The following is a 24829-nucleotide window of genomic DNA, read 5'->3' on the forward strand; positions in this document are numbered from 1 at the left end:
CAAAATTAAGAAGGGCCGGAGATGAACTCTCCGGCCCTTTTTTCTAGGACGCAAGCCGCCTTGTTTGCCGGACCTGCCCGCGAATGACTTCCTGGGGATCGCCTTCACGCAGCAGATGCATGCTGATGCCATCTGAACCACCACCGAGTTCCGGCTTCAGGCGCTGTTTACCATCATAGTGCCCCCCATTCTGAGCACGATACGGGATCGGATCATCGACAAACAGACGCGCAAGGCGCCCCTTGAACGCGGTCTGGGCTTCTGTCCATCCGTCCTCATCCATGCGATCGGCGCTATAAACGGGAAATGGCGGCATGACATCCATACCGGGATAGAAAAGCGCGCCGTGCTGGATCGGCCACAACACATCATCGATGCTGCCATTAACGCCACGGTCACTGTAATGCGGCAAATGCCCGCCAATCGGCACAATCAACATCGCGCGACGCCCGGCAAGGGTGCCCTCGCCATAGCGATCGCCCCAGTGTTTTTCGTTGTGTTCGCCAACTCCATACGCAAAGCCATAGGCAAACACCCGATCAAACCAGCCTTTCAGGATGGCGGGCATGCCAAACCACCACAGTGGAAAGCTGAACAAAACCGCATCCGCCCACAGAAGTTTGTCCTGCTCGGCTGCGATGTCTGGTGACTGGCTTCCACTGCGATAGGCATTCTTTGACTCGGCGATATAAATCAGCCGTTCCGCGTCACTGCGGTCAGTAAAATCCTGCCCGTCTGCAAGGGGTTTCCACCCCATGGCATACAGATCCGAAACCTTTACGGCATGGCCGTCAGCACGCAGTTTCTCAACGGCAACATCCTTTAATGCGCTGGTCAGGGATGCGGGTTCGGGATGGGCATGGACAATCAAGACATTCGACATTGGGCCGTCCTTTCCAAAGGGGATCACGTTCGATGCGTGATCATGGCCTGATGTTCTGCTATCTTTGAAATCCAATTATTTTTGATTTGGTATAAATATGACAGATATCAGAAAGCTTGACCTGAACCTGCTGGTGACACTCGACACGCTGCTGGCCGAACGCAATGTCACGCATGCGGCAAAGCGCCTGAACCTCAGCCAACCGGCGATTTCAACACGCCTGACGCGCCTGCGTGATTTGCTGGGCGATCCGCTTTTGTTGCCCGCACAGCGCGGCATGATCCCGACCGAACGCGCACTTGAACTGCAAGAACCACTGCATCAAGCATTGGAAGGTGTGCGCCGGGTCGTTGCGGAAAACAGCCCGTTTGATCCATCAACAATCACCGCCACCATCGCCATTGCCGCCAGTGACTATGTGCAATACGCGATCCTGATGCCGCTTCTTGATGTATTGCGGCGTGATGCGCCGGGGATCAAGGTCGCGTGGCGCACGATTGATACGTCCATGCTTGATACCCAGATGGCGCGCGGCGATGTCAGCCTGGCACTTTCAACCCCTCAAACCGCGCCAGAAACGCTTCGGATGCGTAAAATCTATCGCGAGGAATATGTCGCCATCGCCAGATGCGATCATCCGGCAATCGACCGTTCGCTTGATCTCGACAGCTTTTGTGCACTTGACCATGTGATTGTATCCCCCGAAGGCGGCGGCTTTGAGGGGCCAGCGGATGATGCCCTGGCGGCACTTGGTCGCAAACGCAATGTTGCCCTGTCTGCGCCGGGTTTTCTTGTCGTCCCCGAAATCGTCGCGCGCAGCGATATGATCGCCCTTGTGCCCAGCCGGGTTGCAAAGGGCCGCACTGGACAAATCCGGATGTTTGATCCCCCGATGCCTGTCACGGGTTTTGACATGGCCCTGATCTGGCATGACCGCACCACCACCCATCCCCTGCATCGCTGGCTCCGTGATCGAATCACCGCATTGATTGCAAACGCGTCCGCCGATTAAACGGCATATCGCGCAAATAAAAAAGGCCGACCCGCGACATTCACGCGGATCGGCCCGGTATTCAGATGCCCGTCATCAACAGGCGCTGTGATCAGTCGGCAATACCATCAAAGGTGATCTTGCCAATGGCCTTGCCACTTTCCAGCAACGCATGCGCTTTCTGCAGGCTTTCCGGTGACAACGCGCCAAAGCTTTCATTCGCGGTATTGATGATGGTTCCGTCATCCACCAACTGGGCCACCGTCGCCAGAAGCTTGTGCTGTTCAATCATGTCCGCCGACTGGAACATCGAGCGGGTAAACATGAACTCGTAAGAGAAGCTGGCAGACTTGGCTTTCAAAAGGTCCACATTGTGGTTTTCCTTGGCCTCGGTGATCGTCACGATCCGGCCCTGCGGCGCGATAACAGTCGTCATCACATCAAAGTACTGATCGGTTTCCGATGTGCAGAGAATGTAATCGACATTGGCAACATCAATGGCTGCCAGTTCTTCATCCAGCGGATTGCGATGGTTGATCACCTGGTCTGCGCCAAGCTTCTCCACCCACGCCACAGTTTCCGGGCGGGATGCGGTCGTGATGACTTTCAAACCGGCAAGCTTGGCCAACTGAATGGCGATGGAACCAACACCACCGGCCCCGCCAATGATCAGGATCGTTTTGTCCGCATTGGAATCGACTGCGGTGCGATCAATCAAAAGACGATCAAACATCGCTTCCCACGCCGTAATCGTCGTCAGCGGCAGCGCTGCAGCAGCGGCAAAATCAAGTGACTTTGGCTTGGGCGCGACAATACGTTCATCAACAACTTGCAGCTGGGCATTGGAACCTGACCGGGTCACATCCCCGGCATACCAGACCTCGTCGCCCGGACGGAAAAGGGTGACGTCCTCGCCAACAGCCTCGACCACACCGGCCGCATCCCAGCCAAGCACCTTGAAGGCACCGTCATCCTGCTTGCCCTTGCGGACTTTGAAATCGACCGGATTGACCGCAACACCCTTTACCCGAACAAGGATATCGCGCCCTTCAGCAACAGGGGCATCGGTTTCGATCTGGGTGAACAGCCCGTCGGTTTCGACCGGGGCGGATTTATAAATACCAATGGCTTTCATCTTTGGCCTTCCCTTTCGTCAAAGGTTTGATTTGTGAATGGCCAAGTTTTAACGCATAATCACCACCATTATAAGTACGCACAATTTTTGCATATAGTGTCAATTTGTATACTATTGTGGATTTCCAACGCTTGCAGAAGCACTACCTGCGCCGATCCTTGGTGACATGGAGGTTGAAATGACGATCTGCCCACCCAACAGAAGCCCCGGCTGCCCGGTTGAAGGTGCGCTTGACCTGATTGGCGGCAAGTGGAAAGGCGTTGTAATGTTCCATCTGCTAGATGGCAAAAAACGCTTTAACGAACTGCGCCGCTTGATGCCCGGTGTGACCCAGCGCATGCTGACCCGCCAGCTCCGCGAACTTGAGGCCGACGGTCTTGTGCATCGTGAAGTTTACGCCGAAGTCCCGCCGCGCGTTGAATACAGTCTGACCCAAAAGGGTGAAACACTGCGTGGCATTATTCTGGCCTTGAAGGATTGGGGCGAAACACACGTGCCTTATTATGCCATGTCAAAACACCCGATGCCCGACAGTGAACCCGCATGAACACGCTGTGAATGAACACGTCCCGCCTTGATCCCCGGGGCTTTTGGCCCGGTGTGATCTGGTTACTGGACGGCACAGGCGTCAATGTGCAAACTGTTGTTATTAAACATGGCATGCGACGCTGGTTATTTTACATAAACGGAAAATATGGGCTGCGTATCGCTCGACCCTTGACGTAGCGGGTCGATATACTATGTTCCGCCCCATTGTTTCCCAGTCGGATATGATGCACTGATGCATAACTTCCTCGATTTTGAAAAACCGATCGCCGAACTTGAAGGCAAGATCGAAGAGCTCCGTCACCTGACGGGCAATGACGAAGTCAACATCGCAGACGAGGTTTCCCGCCTGCAGGAAAAGCTGACAAAGCTTTTGCAGGGCACCTATGGCAAGCTGACCCCCTGGCAGAAAACCCAGGTGGCGCGCCATCCGGATCGTCCGCATTTCACCGACTATATCGCCAACCTGTTTGACGATTTCACCCCGCTTGCCGGCGACCGCCAGTTTGGCGAAGACGCCGCAATCATCGGTGGTTTTGGTCGTTTGCAGGGCCGCACGGTGATGGTCATTGGTCATGAAAAAGGCCGCGATACCGAAACCCGCGTAAAACACAATTTCGGCTCCGCCCGCCCGGAAGGCTATCGCAAGGCGATCCGCCTGATGCGCATGGCCGAACGTTTCAATATTCCGGTTGTGACGCTTGTTGACACCGCCGGTGCCTTCCCGGGTGCCGACGCAGAGGCACGTGGCCAGTCCGAAGCCATCGCGCGGTCGATCGAAGCCTGCCTTGATATCAAGGTGCCGCTGGTATCCGTGATCATCGGTGAAGGCGGATCGGGCGGTGCGATTGCACTTGCCGTTGCCAACAACGTTCTGATGCTCGAAAACTCGATCTATTCGGTGATTTCGCCAGAAGGCTGCGCATCAATCCTTTGGCGTTCCGGCGACGAAGCCAAAACTGCGGCCGAGGCGCTCCGTCTTACCGCACAGGATCTTTTGCAGCTTGGCGTCATTGACGAAATCGTGCCAGAGCCACTTGGCGGCGCACAGCGCGATGCCAAGGAAGCCTGCAAACGGGTTGGCAATGCGATCATCAAGGCGCTTGAAGGCATGGATGACGTCGAAGGTGGCGTACTCAAGGCGCGCCGTCGCGACAAGTTCCTTGAAATGGGCCGCAAGGGCCTGAACTGATTTTCCATTCAGGGCGCAGATGATTGTCAATGAATCTGCGCCCTGTTGTTATTTTCCGGCGCAGTCTTTCCGTCGGCTATATCCGGCACAATGAAGCGCCCTTTTCCGACCTTGTCGGGAGGCACCATGAACTTTCTTCGCCGGATTGTTGAATCCAGTCGCTTTCAAAATTTCATCACCGCCGTCATCGCGATCAATGCCGTCATACTCGGGCTTGAAACATCCCCGACTGTGATGAACGCGATGGGCTCGACCTTGCACGTCCTTGACCAACTGGCGGTCGCGATCTTCGTGATCGAGCTCCTGATGAAACTTGCCGTCTATCGGCTGGCATTTTTCAAACGCGCTTGGAACATCTTTGATTTCACGATTGTTGCCATCACCCTGATGCCTGCGGGCCAGGGGGTATCGGTCCTGCGCGCGCTGCGTATCCTGCGTGCCTTCCGCCTGATTTCCACCGTCCCCTCGATGCGCAAGGTGGTCGAGGCATTGATGCGTGCCATCCCCGGCATGATTTCGGTTCTGACATTGCTGTCACTGGTATTTTACGTCTCGGCGGTGATGGCGACCAAATTGTTCGGCGAAGGCTTCCCAGACTGGTTTGGCACAATTGGCGAATCACTTTATTCGCTGTTCCAGATCATGACGCTGGAAAGCTGGTCAATGGGCATTGTCCGGCCGGTGATGGAGTCTTATCCGCTGGCGTGGCTTTTCTTCGTGCCGTTTATCCTGATAACGACCTTTGCGGTACTGAACCTGTTTATCGCAATTGTGGTTGATGCGATGTCGACGCATGTCGATGTCGAGGAAACCCAGACACGCGATGTAATCCAGCTGGATCATCAGGAAATTATGACCGAACTCCGCGCTCTTCGCGCAGAAATGAGCAAACTGACCAGCGCCGAGAATCGCGAAATTCAAAATGCTTCGTCAGACGAAAAACAGTCGTCCGAGACGCCCTGAATACACGGTCATGACGGGCCATCCGGTAAAAATCGGAACTTTCCTTGCAAAAGGGGGTGGTTAAACGCCCCGAACCTCGTCTAATCTTTCGACAAAATATCGGGAGATCGGGGAATGAAACTTACGTTTGCGGGGACAGGCTCGGCCTTTTGTATGGCTGCCGACAATTTTCAGAGCAACATGGTTCTGGAAACGACCCCGTCTGGCGAAGACCGGCCGCAGCGCCTGCTGATTGACTGTGGTTCAGATGCACGCCATTCGCTGCGCAATCTTGGTTTCATGCCAAACGACTTTGATGGCGTCTATATCAGCCATCTGCATTCCGATCATATCGGGGGTCTGGAATGGATGGCCCTTGCCAATTACTTCGTCTTTGATGGTCACCGAACACAACTGTTTGCAGCCAGGGAATTGCTTGATCCGCTTTGGGAACATTCGCTGCGCGGCGGGCTGGAAACCAGCGACCATGGCAACAGCAAACTGTCCTCCTATTTCGATGTCGTTCCTTTGACACCCAAAGACGGCTTTGACTGGCAAGGCATGCATTTTGATGTCATTCCCACCCCGCATGTCGTAACACCCGAAAACACGATGTATTCCTTTGCCCTGTTCGGAACAGGGACAGAAAAGTCTTTCTTCCTGACGACAGATGCGATTTTCAATCCCAAGGATCATATGGCGTTTTACAAAAAGGCCGATATCATCTTTCAGGATTGTGAATTGGGCCCCCGCCATTCGGGTGTACATGCCCATTACGACGAGCTGATAACCCTGCCCGATGACGTGAAGGCAAAGATGTGGCTGTATCACTATCAGGCGTATGACAAGCCTGACGCGGTGGCAGATGGTTTTTGCGGATTCATTGACCCGGAACAAAGTTTTGATCTTGGTTGATCTGACATCTGGCGCATAATCTGCACACGATGGGGTCCTGCCCCTGCCCAAACAATAAATCGAGCAAACGGAACAAAAATGTTCCAGATTCACAAAACGGGACGTGCGAATGCCAAAATCGGTTTTTGCCTATATATGGCGTCATAGCCGCCTCCAGCAGATCATTCTGACAGTGATCACGCTGGCCTCTTTCCCGTTCCTGTATTACTCGCTCGATCTGCCCAAACAGATTGTCAACGAAGCCATCGGTGGTGCCGGTGCGCCTTATGACCTTATGGGCGTTGACCTGACCCAGATCGAATACCTGTTCGCCCTTTCAGGGGTTTTTCTGGCCCTTGTCTTCGTCAATGGCGGGTTCAAGTATTTCATCAACGTCTATCGCGGGGTAATGGCCGAACGGCTGTTGCGGCGCCTGCGCTATCTGTTGTTTGATCGTGTCTTGCGGTTTCCGGTACCGCATTTCCGCAAAACCAGTCAGGGCGAAATTGTTTCCATGATCACCGCCGAAGCCGAACCGCTTGGCGGTTTCTTCGGCGAGGCGATTTCTCTGCCGCTTTATCAGGGCGGCATCCTGATCACGATTTCTGCCTTTATCTTTATTCAGGACCCGTTAATGGGGTTGGCGGCAGTCGCGTTCTATCCGCTGCAGGGCTACCTGATCCCGAAACTGCAAAAACGCGTCAATCTGCTGGGTAAACAGCGCGTGCAGAACGTGCGCCGCATGTCCGAACATATCGGCGAGACCGTTGGCGGCGCGACCGATATCCGCGCCAACGAAACACAGGGTTTTGAACTGACCCATTTCACCCAGCGTCTGGGTCGAATTTTCGAAATCCGCAAGGAAATCTATTACCGAAAGTTCTTCATCAAGTTCCTCAACAACTTCATCGCCCAGATCACGCCGTTCTTCTTCTACTCCATCGGCGGCTATCTGGTGATTACCGGTGATCTGAGCTTCGGTGCACTGGTCGCAGCTCTTGCCGCCTACAAGGACATGTCTGCGCCGTGGAAGGAACTTCTGGCTTACTATCAGCGCCTTGCCGACGCACGGATCAAATACGAACAGCTTCACGAACAGTTCGAACTCAACGATTTGGGTCCCGAACATCAGCTTGACGCCCAAACATCCGAACCGCTTGGCGGCCCGCTGGATGTCAGCGCGCTGTCCTGGACCGATGATGACGGAACGCGGGTGGTTGAAAATGTGTCCTTTAACATGCCGCTTCCCGGCAAGGCGCTTTTGATCGGCTCGTCAGACAGCGGCAAATCGCAACTCGCAAGACTTCTGGCGCGTATCCTTGATCCCAGCGGCGGACGCATCCAGTTTGCCGATGTCGATGCCACAAAACTACCTGCGGCAATCGTTGGACAACGGCTGGCCTATGTCGGGGCGGATGCCTATCTGTTTAATGGCACCATTTCAGACAACCTTTTCTATGGCCTGAAACACCGTCCGGTCCTGCTGCAACAGGATAACGACAACCCTGCCCCAAAAGATGCCAAAAAGGAAAATGCCGTCGCCACGACCAACGCGACGCCTGATGCGAAAAAATCCTTCCCCGATCCCAAGTTTGTTGATGTGATCGAACTTTCCGATCCCGCCGAACTGCCGTGGAAACTGACCCGCGAGATGTATGACGAGATCAAGATGTCGGGCAACATCCCCTATGATCCGTCCGCCGAGTGGATTGATTATGTTGGGCCGGGCTTTGCATCGCGTGACGAACTGCAAAAGGAACTGATGCGCCTGCTGGAGGTTGTCGGTCTTGATCGTGACATCTACCGCATCGGTCTTTCCCGCCGGATCACCCCGGAAGAACGCCCGCAACTGGTCGAATCGGTTCTGGCAGTTCGGCCAAGGCTCAAGGAAATTTTGGCCGAACGGCAATTGTCCGACCTTGTAGAACCCTATGACTTTGAAAAGTACAATGACAACGCGCCCGTTGGCGTGAACATCATGTTCGGGACGCCATCGCGCACCGAGTTCAAGCGCTTTGACTTCCTGTCGCATCCCTATATCCAGAGAAGCCTTCGCGAAAACGGCCTTTACGACAAAATGGTCAAGATGGGGCGTGAAACCCTTGATCTGATGATCGAACTGTTTACCGGCCTGCCACCCGGCCATGAGTTCTTTGACCGTTACAGCTTTGTCTCGGCCGATGAAATTCCCGAAGTCAAAAACATCCTGCGCCGGACCGATGGCGTGGCTGTTGATGACATGCGCAAGGAAGACCAACTGCATCTTCTTGATGTCGCCATGCATCTGACACCGGCCCGCCACCGCCTGCGCGTGATCGATGATGGTTTCCGTGAGCTTGTCCTGCAGGCCCGGCCCAAAGTCCGCGCCAACCTGCCTGACGAACTGGCTGGCTATATCGACTTCTTCGAGGCGGATGGCTATGCATCAGCCGCACCGATCCTGGATAACTTGCTGTTTGGTCGCTTCGCCTATGGCCGTGCAAATTCCGAAGAACGTGTTGGCGAAGTCCTGTTTGAAATCGCCCACGAAGGCGGCCTTTACGAAGGATTGGTGTCACTTGGCCTTGAAAGTCAGGTCGGGGTTGGTGGCAGCCGCATGTCCCAGACATTGCGTCAGAAAATCGCCCTTGTCCGGGCATTGATCAAGAACCCGGATCTTCTGGTGGTCGACGAAGGCCTTTCTGCCCTGGATCGCGAAACCCGCGAAAGCATCATCAACTACCTTACCGGCGAAACCGACCATACCAGTCTGATCTGGGTTGATGATGACGATCATGCCGGTGAAAAGTTCGACACACTGCTGCACATGTCGAACGGCAAACTGGTCAAACGCCGGAACATTGCGGACGCCACTGAAACAACCACCGAAGACGCCGAAGACGATGCCGCAGCACTGGCAAGTGGCGACATCGATCAGGAAGTCAGGTTGCTGCGCACCATACCGCTGTTTGCCGGTCTCGATCCCAGCGTCGTCAAGCTGCTGGCCTTTACCAGTCCGCGCCTGACCTTCAAACATGGCGAGGTTCTCGTCAAACAGGGGGATCCGGGCGATGCAGCCTTTATCGTCATTTCCGGGCGTGGTGAAATCTGGTTGACCACCGATGAACACCAGACCCTGAAACTGCGTGATGTCCATCCCAAGGAAGTCATTGGTGAAATCGCCCTGTTGGTTGACGCGCCGCGCTCTGCCACGATCCGTGCGGTCGAGGACATGACGGTTCTGAAACTCGACAAGGCCGAATTCCTTGGCCTCGTCCGACAGGACCAGGCTGTCTCCAACCAGTTGATCCGCGTACTGGCCGAACGCCTTGATCAAACCACCAAACAGCTGACCAACCGCAACAACAACAGCAACAACAAGGAATGACGGGGCAACGCTACCTGTCATTCCTGCCTTGTTTGAACCGACTTTTATGAATTGCGTCCCATGAACAAGATCGCCTCTATCCTGCTTGCTGGACTGCTTGCCATTGTCATTCTGGGTGGCTTCATCGCCCTTGTCGGCGGAAGTGTCGTGGGCGCGATTGTCTTTGTCATCGGCATCCCGGTCGCCTTCCCGATGACGACCAGTGTGGTGGTCTTGTTTTTCACAGTCATCATCATCCGCACCGTCATCGAAAAACGTCGCCAGAAGCGCGAAATGCGGAAATATATAGATCGCTCAGAAGATTGATTTTCTGCGCTTTTTGACCTCTGGCAGAAAAAACATTCCGATTTTGCCACCTCGTGCCAAAAAAAACGCATTAAATGGCATGGAGTTCGGTCACCTCCTCTGACCGCCTGTTGATACCTTCCTTTCAGTTCAATGACACGCTTCGCGCAAACCGCGCCAAGCCACAGTCGCCCCAACGGAAGGAGGCCAACCATGACGGCACAATCAAAGGAACAACGCTGCGTATCGCTCAGCCAGCTTTCCGATCTGCGTTTGCTGCGCGAACATGCCTACATTGATGGCCGCTGGTGTTCGGCTGATAATCTTCAGGTGATCGAAGTCACCAACCCGTTCGATGGCAGCTTCATCGGCACGGTTCCGAACATGGGCGTTTTGGAAACCCGCAAGGCTATTGCGAGCGCCAAGGAAGCTTTCCCGGCCTGGGCAGCCCTTCTGCCACAGGAACGTTCTTCTGCATTGCGGCGCTGGCATGATCTTCTGATTGAAAACAAGGAAGATCTGGCCCTTCTGATGACCCTCGAGCAGGGCAAGCCAATCAACGAGGCACGCGGCGAGATCGATTACGCTGCAAGCTTCGTCGAATTTTATGCCGAAGAAGCCAAACGGGTGAATGTCGAAAACGTCACATCCCACCTGCCTGGTCGCAACATGTCGATCAAACGCGAACCGATTGGTGTTACCGCCGCAGTCACGCCGTGGAACTTCCCGTGCGCGATGATCACGCGCAAGGCCGCCGCGGCCCTGGCAGCCGGTTGCACCATGATCGTACGTCCGGCAACCGAAACACCGTTCTCGGCCACCGCACTGGCTGAACTGGCCGAACGTGCTGGCATCCCGGCCGGCGTGTTTAATATCGTAACCGGTGACCCGAACCCGGTGGTGGGCGAGCTTTGCGGCCATCACGATGTCCGCGCGCTGTCCTTTACCGGCTCGACCGAGGTTGGCCGTCTCCTGCTGTCTCAGGGCGCACAGACGGTCAAGAAAATGTCGATGGAACTGGGTGGTCATGCGCCGTTCATCGTCTTTGATGACGTCGATCTCGAGGAGGCCGTTGCCCATGCGGTGAATGCCAAATTCGCCACCAGTGGTCAGGATTGCCTGGCGGCCAACCGCATCTTCGTTCAGCAAGGCATCTATGACGACTTCCTTGATAAATATGCCAAGGCCATCGCAGAATTGCGGGTCGGCAATGGCATCGAGGAATATGTCGAAATCGGTCCGCTGATGCATGACCGCGCCGTTGCCAAATGCGAAGACCACGTCACAGACGCCCGCATCAAAGGCGCACGCGTCCTGACAGGTGGCAAGAAGATGGGCGGGCTTTTCTATGCCCCGACACTGCTTGCCGATGTCACCGACGAGATGAAGATCTATCGCGAAGAAACATTCGGCCCGGTTGCTCCGGTCATGGCGTTTGAGTCAGAAGAAGAAGTCATCGCCAAGGCCAATGACAGCGAATATGGCCTTGCCGCCTATCTGATGACCAGTGACCACGACCGCGCTGCACGCGTTTCGAACGCGCTGGAATACGGCATGGTTGCGCTGAACTGCGTCAAGATCACCGGCGCGCCGGTTCCGTTTGGCGGCGTCAAGCAATCCGGCCTCGGTCGCGAAGGTTCGCGCCATGGCCTCGAAGAATTTACCGAACTGAAATACGTCTGCGCTGCCTACAAATCGTAACGCGCGCACGGGCATCAACGCATTCACATGGGAGAAGTAAAATGAATGTCATCAAAAACACCACTGCTGATCTGCAGGAAATGGATCGGGCGCATTTCATGCACCCCTCGACCCACATGCGTCAGCACGCAGCGGGTGAAACCCCCAACCGCATCATCAATGGCGGCAAGGGCATCTATATCCACGACACCGAAGGCCGCGAAAGCCTTGATGCGTTCGCCGGTCTGTATTGTGTAAACGTTGGTTACGGCCGCACCGAAATTGCCGATGCGATCTATGCGCAGGCAAAGGAACTGGCCTATTACCACACCTATGTCGGACACGGGAACGAGCCGGTCATCCGTCTGTCGGACCGTATTATCAAAAGCGCGCCCGAAGGCATGCAGCGCGTCTATTACGGCATGTCCGGTTCGGATGCGAACGAAACCAACATCAAGCTGATCTGGTACTACAACAACATCCGCGGCCTGCCGCAGAAGAAGAAAATCATCTCGCGTTGGCGTGGCTATCATGGCTCGGGCATCATGACCGGCAGCCTGACCGGCCTTGCTGCCTTCCACAATGCATTTGATCTTCCGCGTGCACCCATTCTGCACACCACCTGCCCGCACCATTACTGGAATGCAGAGGCAGGCGAAACCGAAGCAGAATTTGCCAAACGTTGTGCCGATGATCTGGAAAAAATGATCCTGCGCGAAGGTCCGGAAACCGTTGCGGCCTTCATCGGCGAGCCGGTCATGGGCACAGGCGGCATCATCACCCCGCCGGACGGCTATTGGGAAGCCATCCAGGCTGTTCTGAACAAGTATGATGTTCTGCTGGTTGCCGACGAAGTCGTGACCGCCTTTGGCCGTACCGGGTCCTATTTCGGCTCCTTGCATTATGGCATCAAGCCGGACCTGATCACGATTGCCAAGGGCGTCTCATCGGGCTACCTGCCGCTGTCGGGTGTGATCATTGGCGAACGCGTCTGGAAAGTTCTTGAACAGGGTTCCGATCAGATGGGTCCGATCGGCCATGGCTGGACCTATTCCGCCCATCCGGTCTGCGCGGCTGCGGCCAACGCAAACCTGGATATCGTCGATGGTGAAAACCTGACGGGCAACTCGGCGGAAACCGGTGGCTACTTCCAGCAGCGCATGCATGAAACCTTTGACAACCACCCGCTGGTTGGCGAAGCCCGTGGCGTTGGTCTGATGGCCGCGCTGGAGTTTGTCGCAGACAAAACCAAGAAGGAACGCTTCGATCCGAATGCGAAAATCGGTCCGCGCGTTTCGGCTGCCTGCCTTGAGCGTGGCATGATTGCACGTGCCATGCCGCACGGTGACATCCTTGGCTTTGCACCGCCGCTTTGCATCACCAAAGCCGAAGTCGACAAAGTCATCGACATCGCCAAGCAGGCTGTTGATGCGGTTGCTGACGAAGTTGCTGCTGGCAAGTAAGCCAACCTGACATCAAAAAATACCCGCCGCGTCATACCTTCTTCCCGACGCGGCGGCCCACAGGGGCCGGACCCATGCCGGCCCCTGTTTTTATGTGAGCACGCAAAAGGCCCGCCGGTCAGCAGGTGGTCTCAAACTTGCCACCGGTGCCTTTTTTTGACGAGACCGTACAATTGCCCGTCACGCTGCCCGATGCATTGCGGATTTGAAGTTTGATTTCGGCATTTCCACCACCTTTGGCGGGCCACCAGATCGAACCTGCGCTGTCAGAACCAGACAGGTTCAAATACGGCGCAGAATCCGGGTTGCTGACCCCGGCAACGATGTCGTCATTGTCAGAATTGCTCAGCGCATCTTGTACGGTAACCGCTGCCGCGTCCGGCGATTTCTCGGCCAGTTCGGTTTTAGATATCGGTACACCATTGGGATTGCGAACTTCAGCCTTTGGCGAGGTCACAACCGAGCCAAGCAACATCAACCCAAACATAATCGCCGGGAAGAGAACGTCGCGAACACCCAAAAGCAGGTTGAACATATTCACAGCCAAATCCTTTCACGTCAGTTTCATCACCTCAGTCCGATCCTCGGACAGGGCACGCATCAGACGCGGGAGGCTTGATGTTGTGAGCACCACAGGGATGTAAATACGGATGATTTCCGAACGTAAGGCCACTGGGCGCGACACAAACAAAAACCCCCGCAAGCATCGCCTGCGGGGGTTTTGTGAAATCCCGTTACGCCGGGAAATACTGATTACATTTCAGTGCCGAACTCTTCACGCAGCGAATTCAGAACTTCTTCGGTATCGCCACCGACTTCCTCGACAAGGCTTGCGCCAATGCCTTTGGAAGCTTCCTTGAAGACTTCGCGCTGTTCTTCATTCAGGCGGATGACTTCGATTTCCGGCTTGGCTTCCTTGATGCGGGCCAGTGCCTCGTCATTTGCCTTTTTCTGGGCGTCATAGATGAAGTCGTCCAGTTCGGCCTTCACTTCAGCCAGCATCTCTTTGCGTTCATCGGACAGACCTTCATAGAACGCCGCATTGGATACCACGGTGGTGGTGTACTGCTGCTGACCGGCATAGATCAGATAGTCGGTCACTTCGTAGAATTTAGCACTTTCAACGAAGAAGATCGGGTTAACCTGCGCGTCAATCACGCTGGTTTGAAGACCGGAATAAACTTCACCCCACGGAAGGGCAACCGGATCGGAACCAAACGACTTGTAGGTTTCGATCAGGATCGGCGAGGTCATCACGCGGAACTTGACACCATCGAAATCAGCCGGCTCTTCGACCGGTTTCTTGGTGGTCCAGACCATCTCGCCTTCCGGGTACATGGTGTAAAGCTTCAAGCCCTTGGACTCGAAGTCCTTGGACAGGCCTTCGTAAATGGTCGGGCTGGATGACAGGACCTTCTTGTTCACCTCGTTATCCTGCGACAGCAGGTAGGGAACACCAAAGACCTGGATTTCCGGAACAAAGGTACCAAGGTGACCAGGGGACGCGTTGGAGAACTGGACAGCACCGGCTGCGGTCAGCTCGGTAATGTCGTTCTCGGTGCCCAGCTGGCCATAGGTGTAGATGGTCACGTTAACGTCGCCATCGGTCTTTTCCTCGACCAGGCGCTTGAATTCCTGTGCATACAGGTCCTGAACATCACCCGGGCTTTCTTCGTGGGCGAATTTCCATTCCTCGGCGTGGGCAGCGGTCCCGGCTACTGCAAACAGCGCAGCAGCAGAAAGGGTCGCTTTAAGGAGTTTGTTCAAACTCATATCGAAGTCTCCCGTGTTATATACGCACAACGACCGGCCTGAAGCCCGGAATCGGGGCGTTTGGTTAGAACATCACTGTCATGAACGCGCAAAGTGTTGAAATGTTCCTGCATCAGGTCAATGCTAGTTTTGTCTCATGACAAATTAACTTCAACGCCTACACAAACCCCTGTTGGTCATGTTAGGGTCAAAGGGTCAGAACCTACTAATTTGATTTGAATGGCAGCGCTTATACTTGTGAAGTCCGAGGAAAACCCCGCTGAGCGGGTTGGCACCCCGCTCAAGGGATTTGACGCGGGAGTTTGCAATTATAAGCCCTGTCCTCTGGATCGTTCAGATTTGCACGACCTACTTTGTCGCAAAACCTTGCAAGATGTTGATCTTCCGGCGGTTTCGCTCCGCGTATCCGCACAAATCTGAGCGACCATTCCAACCAAAATAGTAGGTTCTGACCCTAAACATCAGGGGTGGAAATAAAATCATGTGGTTACCTGAAATCGACCTAAGTGGCGAAACAGGTCCGAAATACAAGACACTCGTCGAAGCGATCATTACAGATATTGAATCTGGCAGGCTTCGCCATGATGTGCGAATGCCAACCCATCGCGAGCTGGCATATCGCCTGAAAGTCAGCGTCCAGACAGTAAGTGCGGCCTACAAGGAAGTCGAACGCCAGGGCTATCTGCGATCCGAACGCAGACGCGGAACCTTCGTTCAGGCCCGCCTTACCGACCGGGCATCATCCTTCATCCTTGATAGCCGCCAGCCCGACCTGATTGATCTTTCCATCGTCCGCGCGGCCTATACCGACTTTCACAATGATCTGTCGCGTCAGATGCATGCAAAACTGGCCGAAGAAACCAACCAGAGCTGGATGGAAAGCTGCCGTCCGGTGGCCGGGTTCGAATACCACCGCGAGATCGGCCGCACCTGGCTTTCAGGGATGGGCGTTGATGTCGACATCCCCAACCTTCTGATCACCAACGGCGCCGCGCAAGGGGTGTTTACCGCCCTTTCCACCGTCATTCAGCCCGATGATGTCGTCCTGACCGAAAGCCTGACGGATCATGGTGTTATCGGATCGGCCAGCATCCTGCGCTTTAAACTCGGTGCCTTGCCAACCGATGACGAGGGCATCCTGCCCGATGCTTTCGAGCGGGAATGCCGCACCCGTCAGGTCCGGGCCCTTGTCGTGACCCCGATCTTTACCAACCCGACCAATTGTCTGATGGGGGTTGAACGCCGCAAACGCATCGCCGAAATCGCTGAACATTATGGTGTTTACGTCATCGAAGATGATGTTTATCGCCCGCTGCTTGAAGAAAACCTGCCGCCGATCACAAGCTTTCTGCCCAAGCTCGGCTTCCATGTTTCAAGCCTGACCAAGGTTGTCATGCCCGGCCTTCGCACCGGCTTTTTGACGGTACCTGCACATTTGTCGATTCGCGCCAGCAGCGTTTTGCGTGTCACCGGCTGGATGGGGACTCCGTTGATGGCCGAGATCGGCGCACGCTGGATTGCCGATGGTACCATCGATCAGGCGGTTACCGTCCAGCGCGCCCTGATGCGTGAACGTCAGGCACTGGTGGCCGAAATTCTGGGTGACGCCGTCGTCCGCCACCACCCGACCTCATTAAGCGCCTGGGTCCGCATCCCCGAACATTGGCAAGAGGAATGGTTTGCCTCTGAACTGCGCAAAAACGGGGTTGCGGTCACAATTTCCGACCCGTTCATGACAGTCAAGGTGCCGCGACCAAACGCCATGCGCATCTGCCTTGGCGGCGCCCCCGATACACCAACCGCACAGCACGCCCTGATCCAAATTCGCCATACCATGGATCAAATGCCGGGCGTTCATGCCTTCGATGTCATGTATTGATTTTGTCTCATGACAAAAATCTGATTGAACCATCACAAAGCGTTTTTATTCTGACACGATTGGCGTGAAGCAGAAGACAACCCGTGTGGGGGGAACCAACAGCCACAAAGCACGTTTTGCAATAATGTCTCGCACGCGCACCAAGGAGGTTCTATGTCAGGTTCAAACGGGGAGGCCCCCGCTCCGAGCGGCGGGGCGTTGGGTATTCTGAGAAAGCTTGATCACGGCTTGTCGTTTGTCGAGCGACAGCTTCTCGGATGGAGCATCGTGATCATGGCGGTGAATACCGTTGCCAACGTGATCATGCGCCTGGGCTTTAATTCGAGCATCTTCTTTTCCGAAGAGCTCAATCAGTTTCTGATCATTCTTGTCACCTTTGTCGGCATCAGCGAGGCCGCCCGCATGGGACGGCACATTCGCATGTCTGCCTTTACCGACATGCTCGGCCCGCGCGCCAGCAAGGTCATGATGATCATCATCACGCTCGGAACGGCCAGCCTGCTGTTCCTTCTGGCGTGGTATTCGCTTGATTATGTTTCCTCGTTGATCACATCGAACCGGTTAACCCCGGCATTGCGCATCCCGTATTACCTGACCGTACTGATCGTACCGTTTGGTCTTTGTGTAACCGGTATCCAGTTTGTCTTGGCCGCGTTGACCAATATCCTCAAGCCCGGGACGCACCTGTCCTATCAGGTCGAGGATAAGTTTGACGACGCCGACGAGCATCATCTGTAAGGGGGAACAGAAAATGGATTTAGGTACTTCAATCCTTCTGGTGATGCTGGTCCTTCTGGTCCTTGGCTTCCCCATGATGGTGCCGCTTGCAACGGCCAGCGTCGTTGCCTTCATGTTTTACATGCCCATTCCCGAACGCATCCTGATTCAGCAGATGGTCACGGGCATATCACCGGTCGCCCTGATCGCGGTGCCGATGTTTATCTTTGCCGCCGATATCGTGACAAAGGGGCATACGGCCAACCGGCTGATTGACCTTGCCATGACCTTTGTCGGTCATGTGCGCGGCGGCCTTGCGGTGACCACGGCCCTTGGCTGCACCATGTTCGGTGCCGTATCGGGGTCGACACAGGCCACCGTGGTTGCCATGGGCGGTCCGCTGCGTCCCAAGATGCTCAAGGCCGGGTACGAAGACAAGTTCGCCATGGCGCTGATCATCAATGCCAGTGACATTGCGTTTCTGATCCCGCCATCGATCGGCATGATCGTGTTTGGTGTGGTTGGCAAAGTTTCGATCGGTGAACTGTTCCTGGCCGGTATTGGTCCGGGCATTCTCATTCTGATCATGTTCTCGCTGTACTGCATGTACTACGCCAAAAAGAACAATATCCCGACCATCCCGCGCATGACCTGGGCCGAACGCGGCAAGGCCGTGATCAATGCTGGTCCGGCGATCATGTTCCCGGTTCTGATCGTGGGCGGCATCTATCTGGGTTGGGTCAGCCCGACCGAGGTCGCGGCCGTTGCCGTTGTCTATGCCATTATCCTTGAAGTGCTGATCTTCAAGTCGGTGAAATGGTCTGAACTGCTGGCGATTGCGCGTTCAACCGGCTTGATCACCGCAGTTGTGTTCATTCTGGTGGGTGCGGGCACGACATTCTCGTTCGTGATTTCCTTTGCCCAGATCCCGCAACATGTGATCGGCGCATTGGGGCTTGAAGGTGCCAATCCGTACATCATTCTGGCTGCGATCTGTGTTGCCTTCTTCATCGGCTGCATGTTCGTTGACCCGATTGTTGTCATTCTGGTACTGACGCCAATCTTCATGCCGCTCGTCAATGCGGCGGGGCTGGACCCGGTTCTTGTCGGCACACTGGTCACCCTGCAGGTCGCCATTGGCTCTGCCACGCCCCCGTTCGGGTGTGACATCTTTACAGCCATAGCAATCTTCAGGCGACCTTATGCAGAGGTCATAAGTGGAACGCCGCCCTTCATCTTCATGCTGCTGCTTGCAGCGGTGATTTTGATCTTCGTTCCGCAGATTGCACTGTTCCTGCCAGAACTTGCCTTCCGCTGATCGGGTTCTGGCCTGCAAATTCCGGATTTGCCGGAAGCACTTTTGAAAATTTGAAAACGGGATGGTCCTGATACATATCAGGACCATCCGCCTTGTGGAGTTCAGGATGATGTCCGTATCGCGTGCGGTCACGCCAGAGCCGGTAGATCTGCTGTACTCGCCCGAACCGGTTGGACCGGCAGGGCGGGTCGGCCTGATCACACTGGCAACAGATTTCAACAGCGAGGATGACCTGCGCGCCATCCTGCCCGATGATTTGCGCCTGTTCACGACCCGTATTGAAAACGCCAACCCGGTCACGGTCGAAAATCTGCAGGCCATGGCCAAGGATTTGCCGCGTGCCGCCAAGACCCTGTTGCCGGGTTATGGCGTTGATGTCGCCATTTTCGGCTGCACATCCGGCACGGCTGTCACCGGGTCGGACAAGATCGCCGCCCTGATCAATCAGGGCATGCCGGGAACCAAAGTCACCAATCCGCTTCTGGCAAGTGAGCTTGCCCTTCGCGCGGTCGGAGCACAAAAAATTGCCATCCTGACCCCGTATCTTCCCGATGTGACACAATCGGTCGCGGATGGCTTTGCCGACAAGGGCTTTGACGTCACGCGTGTGATGGGCTTTGGCCTTGATAATGATTTCGACATGACTGCGCTGCCGCCCAAAGCCATTCTGGAAGGCGCGCTCAAGGTCAACACACCCGATGCCGATGCGGTGTTCATTTCCTGCACCGCCATCCGGTCAGCCGAAATCATCGCCGAAGCCGAACGCCTGCTTGAAAAACCGGTCATCACCAGCAATCAGGCTTTGGTCTGGCACGCATTGAACCTGATTGAATACAAAAAACCGATCACAGGGTTCGGAACCCTGTTTGATCAGGCCCCGCAACCAACCAGTAAAGTCGAGGTCCCATGAAAGACCCCATCACATTTGCTGATGTTCTTTCTGCCCGAAAAACCATCTCGGATCATGTGATCCACACCCCTTTGCGCCCGTCTGCCGCATTGACCGATCATATCGGCAGCCCGGTCTGGCTTAAATGTGAACAGCAACAATATACCGGCAGCTTCAAGCTGCGCGGTGCCGCCAATGCTGTCTTGCGCCTGAGCGATGCAGACAAGGCAAAAGGTGTCGTTGGTGTATCTACCGGCAACTATGGCCGGGCACTGGCCTATGCGGCGCGCAATGCCGGGGTGCGATCCGTGATCTGCATGTCCGAACTCGTCCCGCAGAACAAGGTCGACGGGATCCGCGCCCAGGGGGCCGAAGTCCGCATCATCGGACAATCACAGGACGAAGCCCAGCAGGAAGTCGACCGGCTGGTCAAAGACGAAGGCATGATCATGCTGCCGCCATTTGACCATGCGGATGTCATTGCCGGGCAAGGCACACTTGGTCTTGAAATCATCGAAGCTCTACCCGACGTGGATACCTTGTTGGTGCCTTTGTCGGGGGGCGGGTTGCTGGCCGGTGTCGCGCTGGTCGCCAAATCGGTCAATCCGATGATCAGGGTTGTCGGTATCACCATGGAACGTGGCTGTGCGATGATCACAAGCCTTCAGGAAGGCAAGCCAACCGCGGTCAAGGAACTCCCGACACTGGCAGATAGCCTTGGTGGTGGCATTGGTGACAACAACCAGTACACGTTCGATATGTGTGGCGATCTGACCGACGACTTCGTCCTGGTCAACGAAGCCCAGATCGCGGATGGCATCCGGGCCGCCTATCTTGATGATCAACAGGTAATCGAAGGTGCCGGTGCCGTTGGCATTGCGGCCCTGCGTGCCGGTTTGGTCGATAATCCCGGTCGTACGGTGGTCCTGACGACGGGCTGCAATATCGACATGGATCTACACAAACGAATTGTCGGCGGCGAAGACGTCGACCTGATGGCGGAGTAACTCAAATGCCCACGATCAGAATTCTGACCGAAACAGACCTGCGCAAGGTCATTGATCTGGACATGGATGCCATTGATTGCGTCGAAGGCGCATTTAACGCCCTTGCCACGCAGGACGTCCGCATGCCGCCGATCCTGCGTCTGGATATTGATGAATATAATGGCGAAGTCGATGTCAAAACCGCCTATGTGCCGGGTATTGATAGCTTCGCCATCAAAATCAGCCCCGGCTTCTTTGACAATCCCAAGCTCGGCCTGCCATCGGTTAATGGTTTGATGAACCTGTTTTCATCCAGGACCGGCCTTTTGGAGGCCGTCTTGCTTGATAACGGCTATCTGACCGATGTGCGAACCGCTGCCGCAGGCGGTGTGGCCGCCAAACATCTCGCCCGTGAAGATGCCAAACATGCCACCATTTATGGTGCGGGTGTTCAGGCGCGCCTTCAGCTAAAGGCACTGACACTGGTACGCGATATCAGTTCGGCCACCATTTGGGCCCGCGACCTTGCCAAGGCCGAAACCTGCGCGAAAAAGGCATCCCTTGAACTGGGTATTCCGGTCACGGCCACCGCGGATGGCAAGGACGCCGCAAACACCGCGGATATCATCGTCACCACGACGCCTGCGCGCGAACCGGTTCTGATGGCCGATTGGGTCAGACCCGGTACGCATGTGACCGCCATGGGGTCGGATGCCGAACATAAAAACGAAATTGATCCTGCCCTGATCGGGCAGGCCGACCTTTATGTCAGCGACAGTCAGGCACAAACGCGTATCCTTGGCGAACTGCACCACGCCATTGATGCCGGCACCGTGCCCTCAGACGCGACATTGCCAGAACTCGGCCAGATCATTGCCAAATCCTTGACCGGCAGAACATCTGCAGGTCAGATTACGGTCTGTGATTTGACCGGAACCGGTGTTCAGGACACCGCGATCGCCACCCTCGCCCGTCACCGCTGTGATGCAGCCGGTGCAGGGGTCGAGATTAATTCGTAACAACAAAAGGAAAATGGGTCAGGTAGCTGAAACCCCGCCTTTATCTGGAGGCCTGCGATGAGCCAGGTAGAATTGAATTTCACGCGTGAGGAATACGCCGAACGCCTGGAGAAAACCAAAAAAGCCATGGTGGAAAAGGGCATCGATCTTCTGATCGTGACCGATCCGTCAAACATGGCCTGGCTGACCGGCTATGACGGCTGGTCCTTTTATGTCCATCAATGTGTGCTGGTTCCAATTGAAGACGACCCGGTCTGGTTCGGGCGTTCGCAGGATGCCAACGGTGCAAAACGCACGGTCTATATGCCCCATGACCGCATCATCCCGTATGCGGACTACTATGTGCAATCGACCACGCACCACCCGATGGACTATCTTGCCGAGGTGATTGAACATCGCTGCTGGGCATCGCGTCGCATTGGCGTGGAAATGGATAACTACTATTTCTCTGCCAAGGCTTTCTTGCAGCTTCAGACCCATCTGCCAAACGCCAAGTTTTCCGATGCCACCGCACTGGTGAACTGGCAGCGTGCGGTAAAGTCCGAGACCGAAATCTTTTATATGCGTCAGGCGGCCCGCATCGTCGAAAACATGCATGAACGCATTTTTGAAATCGTCGAACCGGGCATGAAAAAGAACGAACTGGTGGCGGAAATCTTCCGTACCGGCATCGCGGGCATCGACGGAATTGGCGGGGATTATCCTGCCATCGTGCCGCTTCTGCCGTCGGGGCAGGATGCCAGCGCACCCCACCTGACCTGGGATGAAAAACCCATTCCGGCCAATGCCGGCACGTTCTTTGAGATCGCCGGTTGCTATCGTCGCTATCATGCACCGCTGTCACGCACGGTTTACCTTGGCGATCCCGATCAACGGTTCCTGGATGCCGAAAGTGCCCTGATCGAAGGCCTTCAGGCAGGGCTTGAAGCCGCCAAACCGGGCAATGTCTGCGAAGACATCGCCATTGCCTTCTTTGGGGTCTTGCAGAAATTCGGCATCGAAAAAGACAGCCGTTGTGGCTATCCGATCGGGCTTTCTTATCCGCCCGATTGGGGCGAACGCACCATGAGCCTGCGTCCCGGTGACCGCACGGTTCTTGAACCGGGCATGACGTTCCACTTCATGCCGGGCCTTTGGTTTGATGACTGGGGCATCGAGATCACCGAAAGCATGATGATTACCGAAACCGGGTCAAAAACCCTGACCAGCTATCCGCGACAGCTGTTTGTCAAAAACTGATCCGCAACCGCACGCCATGACATCGCGACATTTGCGCGGGTCCTGGTGTGCGGTCCCAGATGCCACAGCCTGATGACGACGGTCGCGACGTCAGGCTTTTTAAGGATACGACCATGACAAAACCATCACCCATCAGCCCGACGATCCCGCTTGATCAGGATGGCATTCACCACGGCTTTTTGAAGCTGCCCTATTCGCGTGATGATTCCGCGTGGGGCGCTGTGATGATCCCGATCACCGTGGTCCGCAATGGCAATGGCCCCACCGCCCTTTTGACCGGTGGCAACCATGGCGACGAATATGAAGGTCTGGTGTCGCTGTTCAAACTGGCAGAATCCCTGTCCGCTGGTGAAATCAATGGCCGCGTGATTATTCTGCCTGCCATGAACTATCCCGCATTTCGCAGTGCCTCGCGGACATCCCCGATTGATGCGGGCAATATGAACCGGTCCTTCCCGGGCAAGCCCGATGGTACGGTGACCCAAAAGATCGCCGATTACGTTTTCCGCTATCTTGTGCCAGAAGCCGACATCGTTCTCGATATGCATTCGGGCGGCAAAACGCTTGATTTCATTCCGTTCGCGGCCGTTCACGTCCTGCCAGACAAGGAACAGGAAGCACGTTGCGTTGCCGCCATGAAGGCCTTTGGCGCCCCCTATTCGATGATGATGCTCGAACTCGATGCCGTTGGCATGTTTGATACCGTCGTCGAGGAAGCTGGCAAAACCTTTGTCACCACCGAACTGGGCGGCGGCGGCTCAACCACTGCAGAACGTGTGGCAATTGCAGATCGCGGTGTCCGCAATATCCTTATTCATGCCGGTATCCTCAAGGGCGAGCTCGAAACATCCCCGACCGGGACGGTCATGCTTGATATGCCAGATGACGATTGCTTTGTCGCATCCAATGCCAGCGGCCTGTATGAGCCCTGCGTTGATCTGGGGGACCGGATCGAAAAGGGCGACCTGATTGCACGCATCTATGACGTTGAACGCACAGGCACCCCGCCGCGCGAATATTACGCCCCGCGCGCAGGCATTGTTTCATGCCGTCACTTCCAGGGCCTGATCAAAACGGGGGACTGCCTGATTGTGATTGCCGAGGTACTCTGACCATGATCAGGCTTGATGAGCTGGATCTGAAAATCCTTAAAACCCTGCAACGCGAAGGGCGCATCACCAAGGTCAAACTGGCCGAGGCGGTGAACCTTTCGCCCAGCCCCTGCTGGGAACGCCTGAAACGGCTTGAGGATCTCGGTGTCATTTCGGGGTATCACGCCCACCTTAATCTGGAAAAGCTGGTCAAGCCGACGCTGGTTCTGACCGAAGTCACGCTGCGTCATCATCAGCATGATGATTTCCAGATTTTTGAACGCGCCGTCCAGGACATCCCCGAAATCGTCGAATGCTATGCACTGGGCGGCGGGGTGGACTACATGCTCAAGGTGCTCTGTTATGACGTTGATGCCTATCAGCGCATGATTGATGGCCTGCTGGTGTCCAATATCGGCATTGACCGGTATTTTACCTATATCGTCACCAAAAAGGTCAAAACCACACCGGTACCGCCCATCGAAAACCTTGTCGCCCCGCCGGAACGCAAATAACCTACAAAAATCGGGGCAGGAATAC

At 55.4% G+C, this 24829-nt stretch carries 22 protein-coding genes; 18 read left to right on the forward strand and 4 right to left on the reverse strand.

Annotated elements, in window-relative coordinates:
- Positions 1 to 43: 43 nt before the first annotated feature.
- Positions 44 to 883 (reverse strand): NAD(P)H-dependent oxidoreductase, encoded by an 840-nt coding sequence (locus AUQ43_RS08100; protein WP_062955763.1) that lies wholly within the window; start codon positions 881 to 883, stop codon positions 44 to 46.
- Positions 884 to 980: 97 nt separating this feature from the next.
- Between AUQ43_RS08100 and AUQ43_RS08105 the strand changes: the two genes are divergently transcribed.
- The gene (locus tag AUQ43_RS08105) at positions 981 to 1895 is read left to right on the forward strand and encodes a LysR family transcriptional regulator (protein ID WP_062955764.1); all 915 of its coding nucleotides are present in this window, start codon (positions 981 to 983) and stop codon (positions 1893 to 1895) included.
- 91 nt (positions 1896 to 1986) lie between these two features.
- On the opposite strand, the gene AUQ43_RS08110 is transcribed toward AUQ43_RS08105, so the two are convergent.
- Positions 1987 to 3009, reverse strand: a complete 1023-nt coding sequence (locus AUQ43_RS08110) for a zinc-binding alcohol dehydrogenase family protein (protein ID WP_062955765.1) — start codon at positions 3007 to 3009, stop codon at positions 1987 to 1989.
- Between the two features lie 178 nt (positions 3010 to 3187).
- Between AUQ43_RS08110 and AUQ43_RS08115 the strand changes: the two genes are divergently transcribed.
- From AUQ43_RS08115 to AUQ43_RS08150, 8 genes are all read left to right on the forward strand, one after another.
- The gene (locus AUQ43_RS08115) at positions 3188 to 3556 is read left to right on the forward strand and encodes a helix-turn-helix domain-containing protein (protein ID WP_114129860.1); all 369 of its coding nucleotides are present in this window, start codon (positions 3188 to 3190) and stop codon (positions 3554 to 3556) included.
- Positions 3557 to 3790: 234 nt separating this feature from the next.
- Complete coding sequence (locus AUQ43_RS08120) at positions 3791 to 4747, forward strand: acetyl-CoA carboxylase carboxyltransferase subunit alpha (RefSeq protein ID WP_062955767.1); 957 nt, start codon at positions 3791 to 3793, stop codon at positions 4745 to 4747.
- Positions 4748 to 4873: 126 nt separating this feature from the next.
- Entirely contained in the window at positions 4874 to 5710 is an 837-nt protein-coding gene (locus AUQ43_RS08125) for an ion transporter (protein WP_062956025.1), read from the forward strand.
- A 114-nt stretch (positions 5711 to 5824) separates the two neighbouring features.
- Complete coding sequence (locus AUQ43_RS08130) at positions 5825 to 6604, forward strand: MBL fold metallo-hydrolase (protein ID WP_232310630.1); 780 nt, start codon at positions 5825 to 5827, stop codon at positions 6602 to 6604.
- A 109-nt stretch (positions 6605 to 6713) separates the two neighbouring features.
- Complete coding sequence (locus tag AUQ43_RS08135; RefSeq protein WP_062955769.1) at positions 6714 to 9950, forward strand: ABC transporter transmembrane domain-containing protein; 3237 nt, start codon at positions 6714 to 6716, stop codon at positions 9948 to 9950.
- Positions 9951 to 10010: 60 nt separating this feature from the next.
- The gene (locus AUQ43_RS08140) at positions 10011 to 10256 is read left to right on the forward strand and encodes a hypothetical protein (RefSeq protein WP_062955770.1); all 246 of its coding nucleotides are present in this window, start codon (positions 10011 to 10013) and stop codon (positions 10254 to 10256) included.
- Positions 10257 to 10448: 192 nt separating this feature from the next.
- Positions 10449 to 11936 carry an NAD-dependent succinate-semialdehyde dehydrogenase gene (locus AUQ43_RS08145; protein WP_062955771.1) on the forward strand — a complete coding sequence of 496 codons (1488 nt, stop codon included), beginning with the start codon at positions 10449 to 10451 and terminating at the stop codon, positions 11934 to 11936.
- Between the two features lie 41 nt (positions 11937 to 11977).
- Positions 11978 to 13378, forward strand: coding sequence for an aspartate aminotransferase family protein (locus tag AUQ43_RS08150; RefSeq protein ID WP_062955772.1), 1401 nt, complete (start codon positions 11978 to 11980; stop codon positions 13376 to 13378).
- A gap of 118 nt (positions 13379 to 13496) precedes the next feature.
- Here the strand turns inward: AUQ43_RS08150 and AUQ43_RS08155 are convergent, their stop codons facing one another.
- Both AUQ43_RS08155 and dctP read right to left on the reverse strand, forming a co-directional pair.
- Complete coding sequence (locus AUQ43_RS08155; RefSeq protein WP_147250458.1) at positions 13497 to 13919, reverse strand: hypothetical protein; 423 nt, start codon at positions 13917 to 13919, stop codon at positions 13497 to 13499.
- A gap of 212 nt (positions 13920 to 14131) precedes the next feature.
- Complete coding sequence (gene dctP / locus AUQ43_RS08160; RefSeq protein WP_062955774.1) at positions 14132 to 15151, reverse strand: TRAP transporter substrate-binding protein DctP; 1020 nt, start codon at positions 15149 to 15151, stop codon at positions 14132 to 14134.
- A 481-nt stretch (positions 15152 to 15632) separates the two neighbouring features.
- Here dctP and AUQ43_RS08165 point away from each other — a divergent pair, with 481 nt between their 5' ends.
- The 9 genes from AUQ43_RS08165 (at position 15633) to AUQ43_RS08205 (ending at position 24804) form a co-directional block, all read left to right on the forward strand.
- Positions 15633 to 17030: a PLP-dependent aminotransferase family protein gene (locus AUQ43_RS08165; protein WP_062955775.1), complete on the forward strand. Its 1398-nt coding sequence runs from the start codon at positions 15633 to 15635 to the stop codon at positions 17028 to 17030.
- 153 nt (positions 17031 to 17183) lie between these two features.
- Positions 17184 to 17768 carry a TRAP transporter small permease gene (locus tag AUQ43_RS08170; protein ID WP_232310631.1) on the forward strand — a complete coding sequence of 195 codons (585 nt, stop codon included), beginning with the start codon at positions 17184 to 17186 and terminating at the stop codon, positions 17766 to 17768.
- A 13-nt stretch (positions 17769 to 17781) separates the two neighbouring features.
- Complete coding sequence (locus tag AUQ43_RS08175; protein WP_062955776.1) at positions 17782 to 19065, forward strand: TRAP transporter large permease; 1284 nt, start codon at positions 17782 to 17784, stop codon at positions 19063 to 19065.
- Between the two features lie 106 nt (positions 19066 to 19171).
- Positions 19172 to 19975, forward strand: a complete 804-nt coding sequence (locus tag AUQ43_RS08180; RefSeq protein WP_062956027.1) for an Asp/Glu racemase — start codon at positions 19172 to 19174, stop codon at positions 19973 to 19975.
- The gene (gene eutB / locus AUQ43_RS08185) at positions 19972 to 20961 is read left to right on the forward strand and encodes a hydroxyectoine utilization dehydratase EutB (RefSeq protein ID WP_062955777.1); all 990 of its coding nucleotides are present in this window, start codon (positions 19972 to 19974) and stop codon (positions 20959 to 20961) included. Before AUQ43_RS08180 ends, eutB begins: the two co-directional genes overlap by 4 nt.
- Positions 20962 to 20966: 5 nt before the next feature.
- A complete protein-coding gene (eutC, locus tag AUQ43_RS08190; protein ID WP_062955778.1) occupies positions 20967 to 21959 on the forward strand; it encodes an ectoine utilization protein EutC in 993 nt (330 codons plus the stop codon).
- Positions 21960 to 22016: 57 nt separating this feature from the next.
- Positions 22017 to 23198 carry an ectoine hydrolase DoeA gene (gene doeA, locus AUQ43_RS08195; RefSeq protein WP_062955779.1) on the forward strand — a complete coding sequence of 394 codons (1182 nt, stop codon included), beginning with the start codon at positions 22017 to 22019 and terminating at the stop codon, positions 23196 to 23198.
- A gap of 113 nt (positions 23199 to 23311) precedes the next feature.
- Positions 23312 to 24310 carry a N(2)-acetyl-L-2,4-diaminobutanoate deacetylase DoeB gene (gene doeB, locus AUQ43_RS08200; RefSeq protein ID WP_062956028.1) on the forward strand — a complete coding sequence of 333 codons (999 nt, stop codon included), beginning with the start codon at positions 23312 to 23314 and terminating at the stop codon, positions 24308 to 24310.
- 2 nt (positions 24311 to 24312) lie between these two features.
- Complete coding sequence (locus AUQ43_RS08205) at positions 24313 to 24804, forward strand: Lrp/AsnC family transcriptional regulator (protein ID WP_062955780.1); 492 nt, start codon at positions 24313 to 24315, stop codon at positions 24802 to 24804.
- Positions 24805 to 24829 lie beyond the last annotated feature (25 nt).

The sequence above is a fragment of the Thalassospira sp. MCCC 1A01148 genome (assembly GCF_001613795.1).
Taxonomy (GTDB): Bacteria; Pseudomonadota; Alphaproteobacteria; order Rhodospirillales; family Thalassospiraceae; genus Thalassospira.

What these genes read in the sequence shown, in the direction of transcription:
- doeA (WP_062955779.1), top strand. Translation starts at nt 22,017, where the DNA reads ATGAGCCAGGTAGAATTGAATTTCACGCGTGAGGAATACGCCGAACGC.
- AUQ43_RS08205 (WP_062955780.1), top strand. Translation starts at nt 24,313, where the DNA reads ATGATCAGGCTTGATGAGCTGGATCTGAAAATCCTTAAAACCCTGCAA.
- AUQ43_RS08120 (WP_062955767.1), top strand. Translation starts at nt 3,791, where the DNA reads ATGCATAACTTCCTCGATTTTGAAAAACCGATCGCCGAACTTGAAGGC.
- AUQ43_RS08180 (WP_062956027.1), top strand. Translation starts at nt 19,172, where the DNA reads ATGATGTCCGTATCGCGTGCGGTCACGCCAGAGCCGGTAGATCTGCTG.
- AUQ43_RS08150 (WP_062955772.1), top strand. Translation starts at nt 11,978, where the DNA reads ATGAATGTCATCAAAAACACCACTGCTGATCTGCAGGAAATGGATCGG.
- eutC (WP_062955778.1), top strand. Translation starts at nt 20,967, where the DNA reads ATGCCCACGATCAGAATTCTGACCGAAACAGACCTGCGCAAGGTCATT.
- AUQ43_RS08105 (WP_062955764.1), top strand. Translation starts at nt 981, where the DNA reads ATGACAGATATCAGAAAGCTTGACCTGAACCTGCTGGTGACACTCGAC.
- AUQ43_RS08145 (WP_062955771.1), top strand. Translation starts at nt 10,449, where the DNA reads ATGACGGCACAATCAAAGGAACAACGCTGCGTATCGCTCAGCCAGCTT.
- AUQ43_RS08110 (WP_062955765.1), bottom strand. Translation starts at nt 3,009, where the DNA reads ATGAAAGCCATTGGTATTTATAAATCCGCCCCGGTCGAAACCGACGGG.
- AUQ43_RS08135 (WP_062955769.1), top strand. Translation starts at nt 6,714, where the DNA reads ATGCCAAAATCGGTTTTTGCCTATATATGGCGTCATAGCCGCCTCCAG.
- AUQ43_RS08140 (WP_062955770.1), top strand. Translation starts at nt 10,011, where the DNA reads ATGAACAAGATCGCCTCTATCCTGCTTGCTGGACTGCTTGCCATTGTC.
- eutB (WP_062955777.1), top strand. Translation starts at nt 19,972, where the DNA reads ATGAAAGACCCCATCACATTTGCTGATGTTCTTTCTGCCCGAAAAACC.
- doeB (WP_062956028.1), top strand. Translation starts at nt 23,312, where the DNA reads ATGACAAAACCATCACCCATCAGCCCGACGATCCCGCTTGATCAGGAT.
- AUQ43_RS08130 (WP_232310630.1), top strand. Translation starts at nt 5,825, where the DNA reads ATGAAACTTACGTTTGCGGGGACAGGCTCGGCCTTTTGTATGGCTGCC.
- AUQ43_RS08115 (WP_114129860.1), top strand. Translation starts at nt 3,188, where the DNA reads ATGACGATCTGCCCACCCAACAGAAGCCCCGGCTGCCCGGTTGAAGGT.
- AUQ43_RS08100 (WP_062955763.1), bottom strand. Translation starts at nt 883, where the DNA reads ATGTCGAATGTCTTGATTGTCCATGCCCATCCCGAACCCGCATCCCTG.
- AUQ43_RS08125 (WP_062956025.1), top strand. Translation starts at nt 4,874, where the DNA reads ATGAACTTTCTTCGCCGGATTGTTGAATCCAGTCGCTTTCAAAATTTC.
- AUQ43_RS08175 (WP_062955776.1), top strand. Translation starts at nt 17,782, where the DNA reads ATGGATTTAGGTACTTCAATCCTTCTGGTGATGCTGGTCCTTCTGGTC.
- AUQ43_RS08170 (WP_232310631.1), top strand. Translation starts at nt 17,184, where the DNA reads ATGTCAGGTTCAAACGGGGAGGCCCCCGCTCCGAGCGGCGGGGCGTTG.
- dctP (WP_062955774.1), bottom strand. Translation starts at nt 15,151, where the DNA reads ATGAGTTTGAACAAACTCCTTAAAGCGACCCTTTCTGCTGCTGCGCTG.
- AUQ43_RS08165 (WP_062955775.1), top strand. Translation starts at nt 15,633, where the DNA reads ATGTGGTTACCTGAAATCGACCTAAGTGGCGAAACAGGTCCGAAATAC.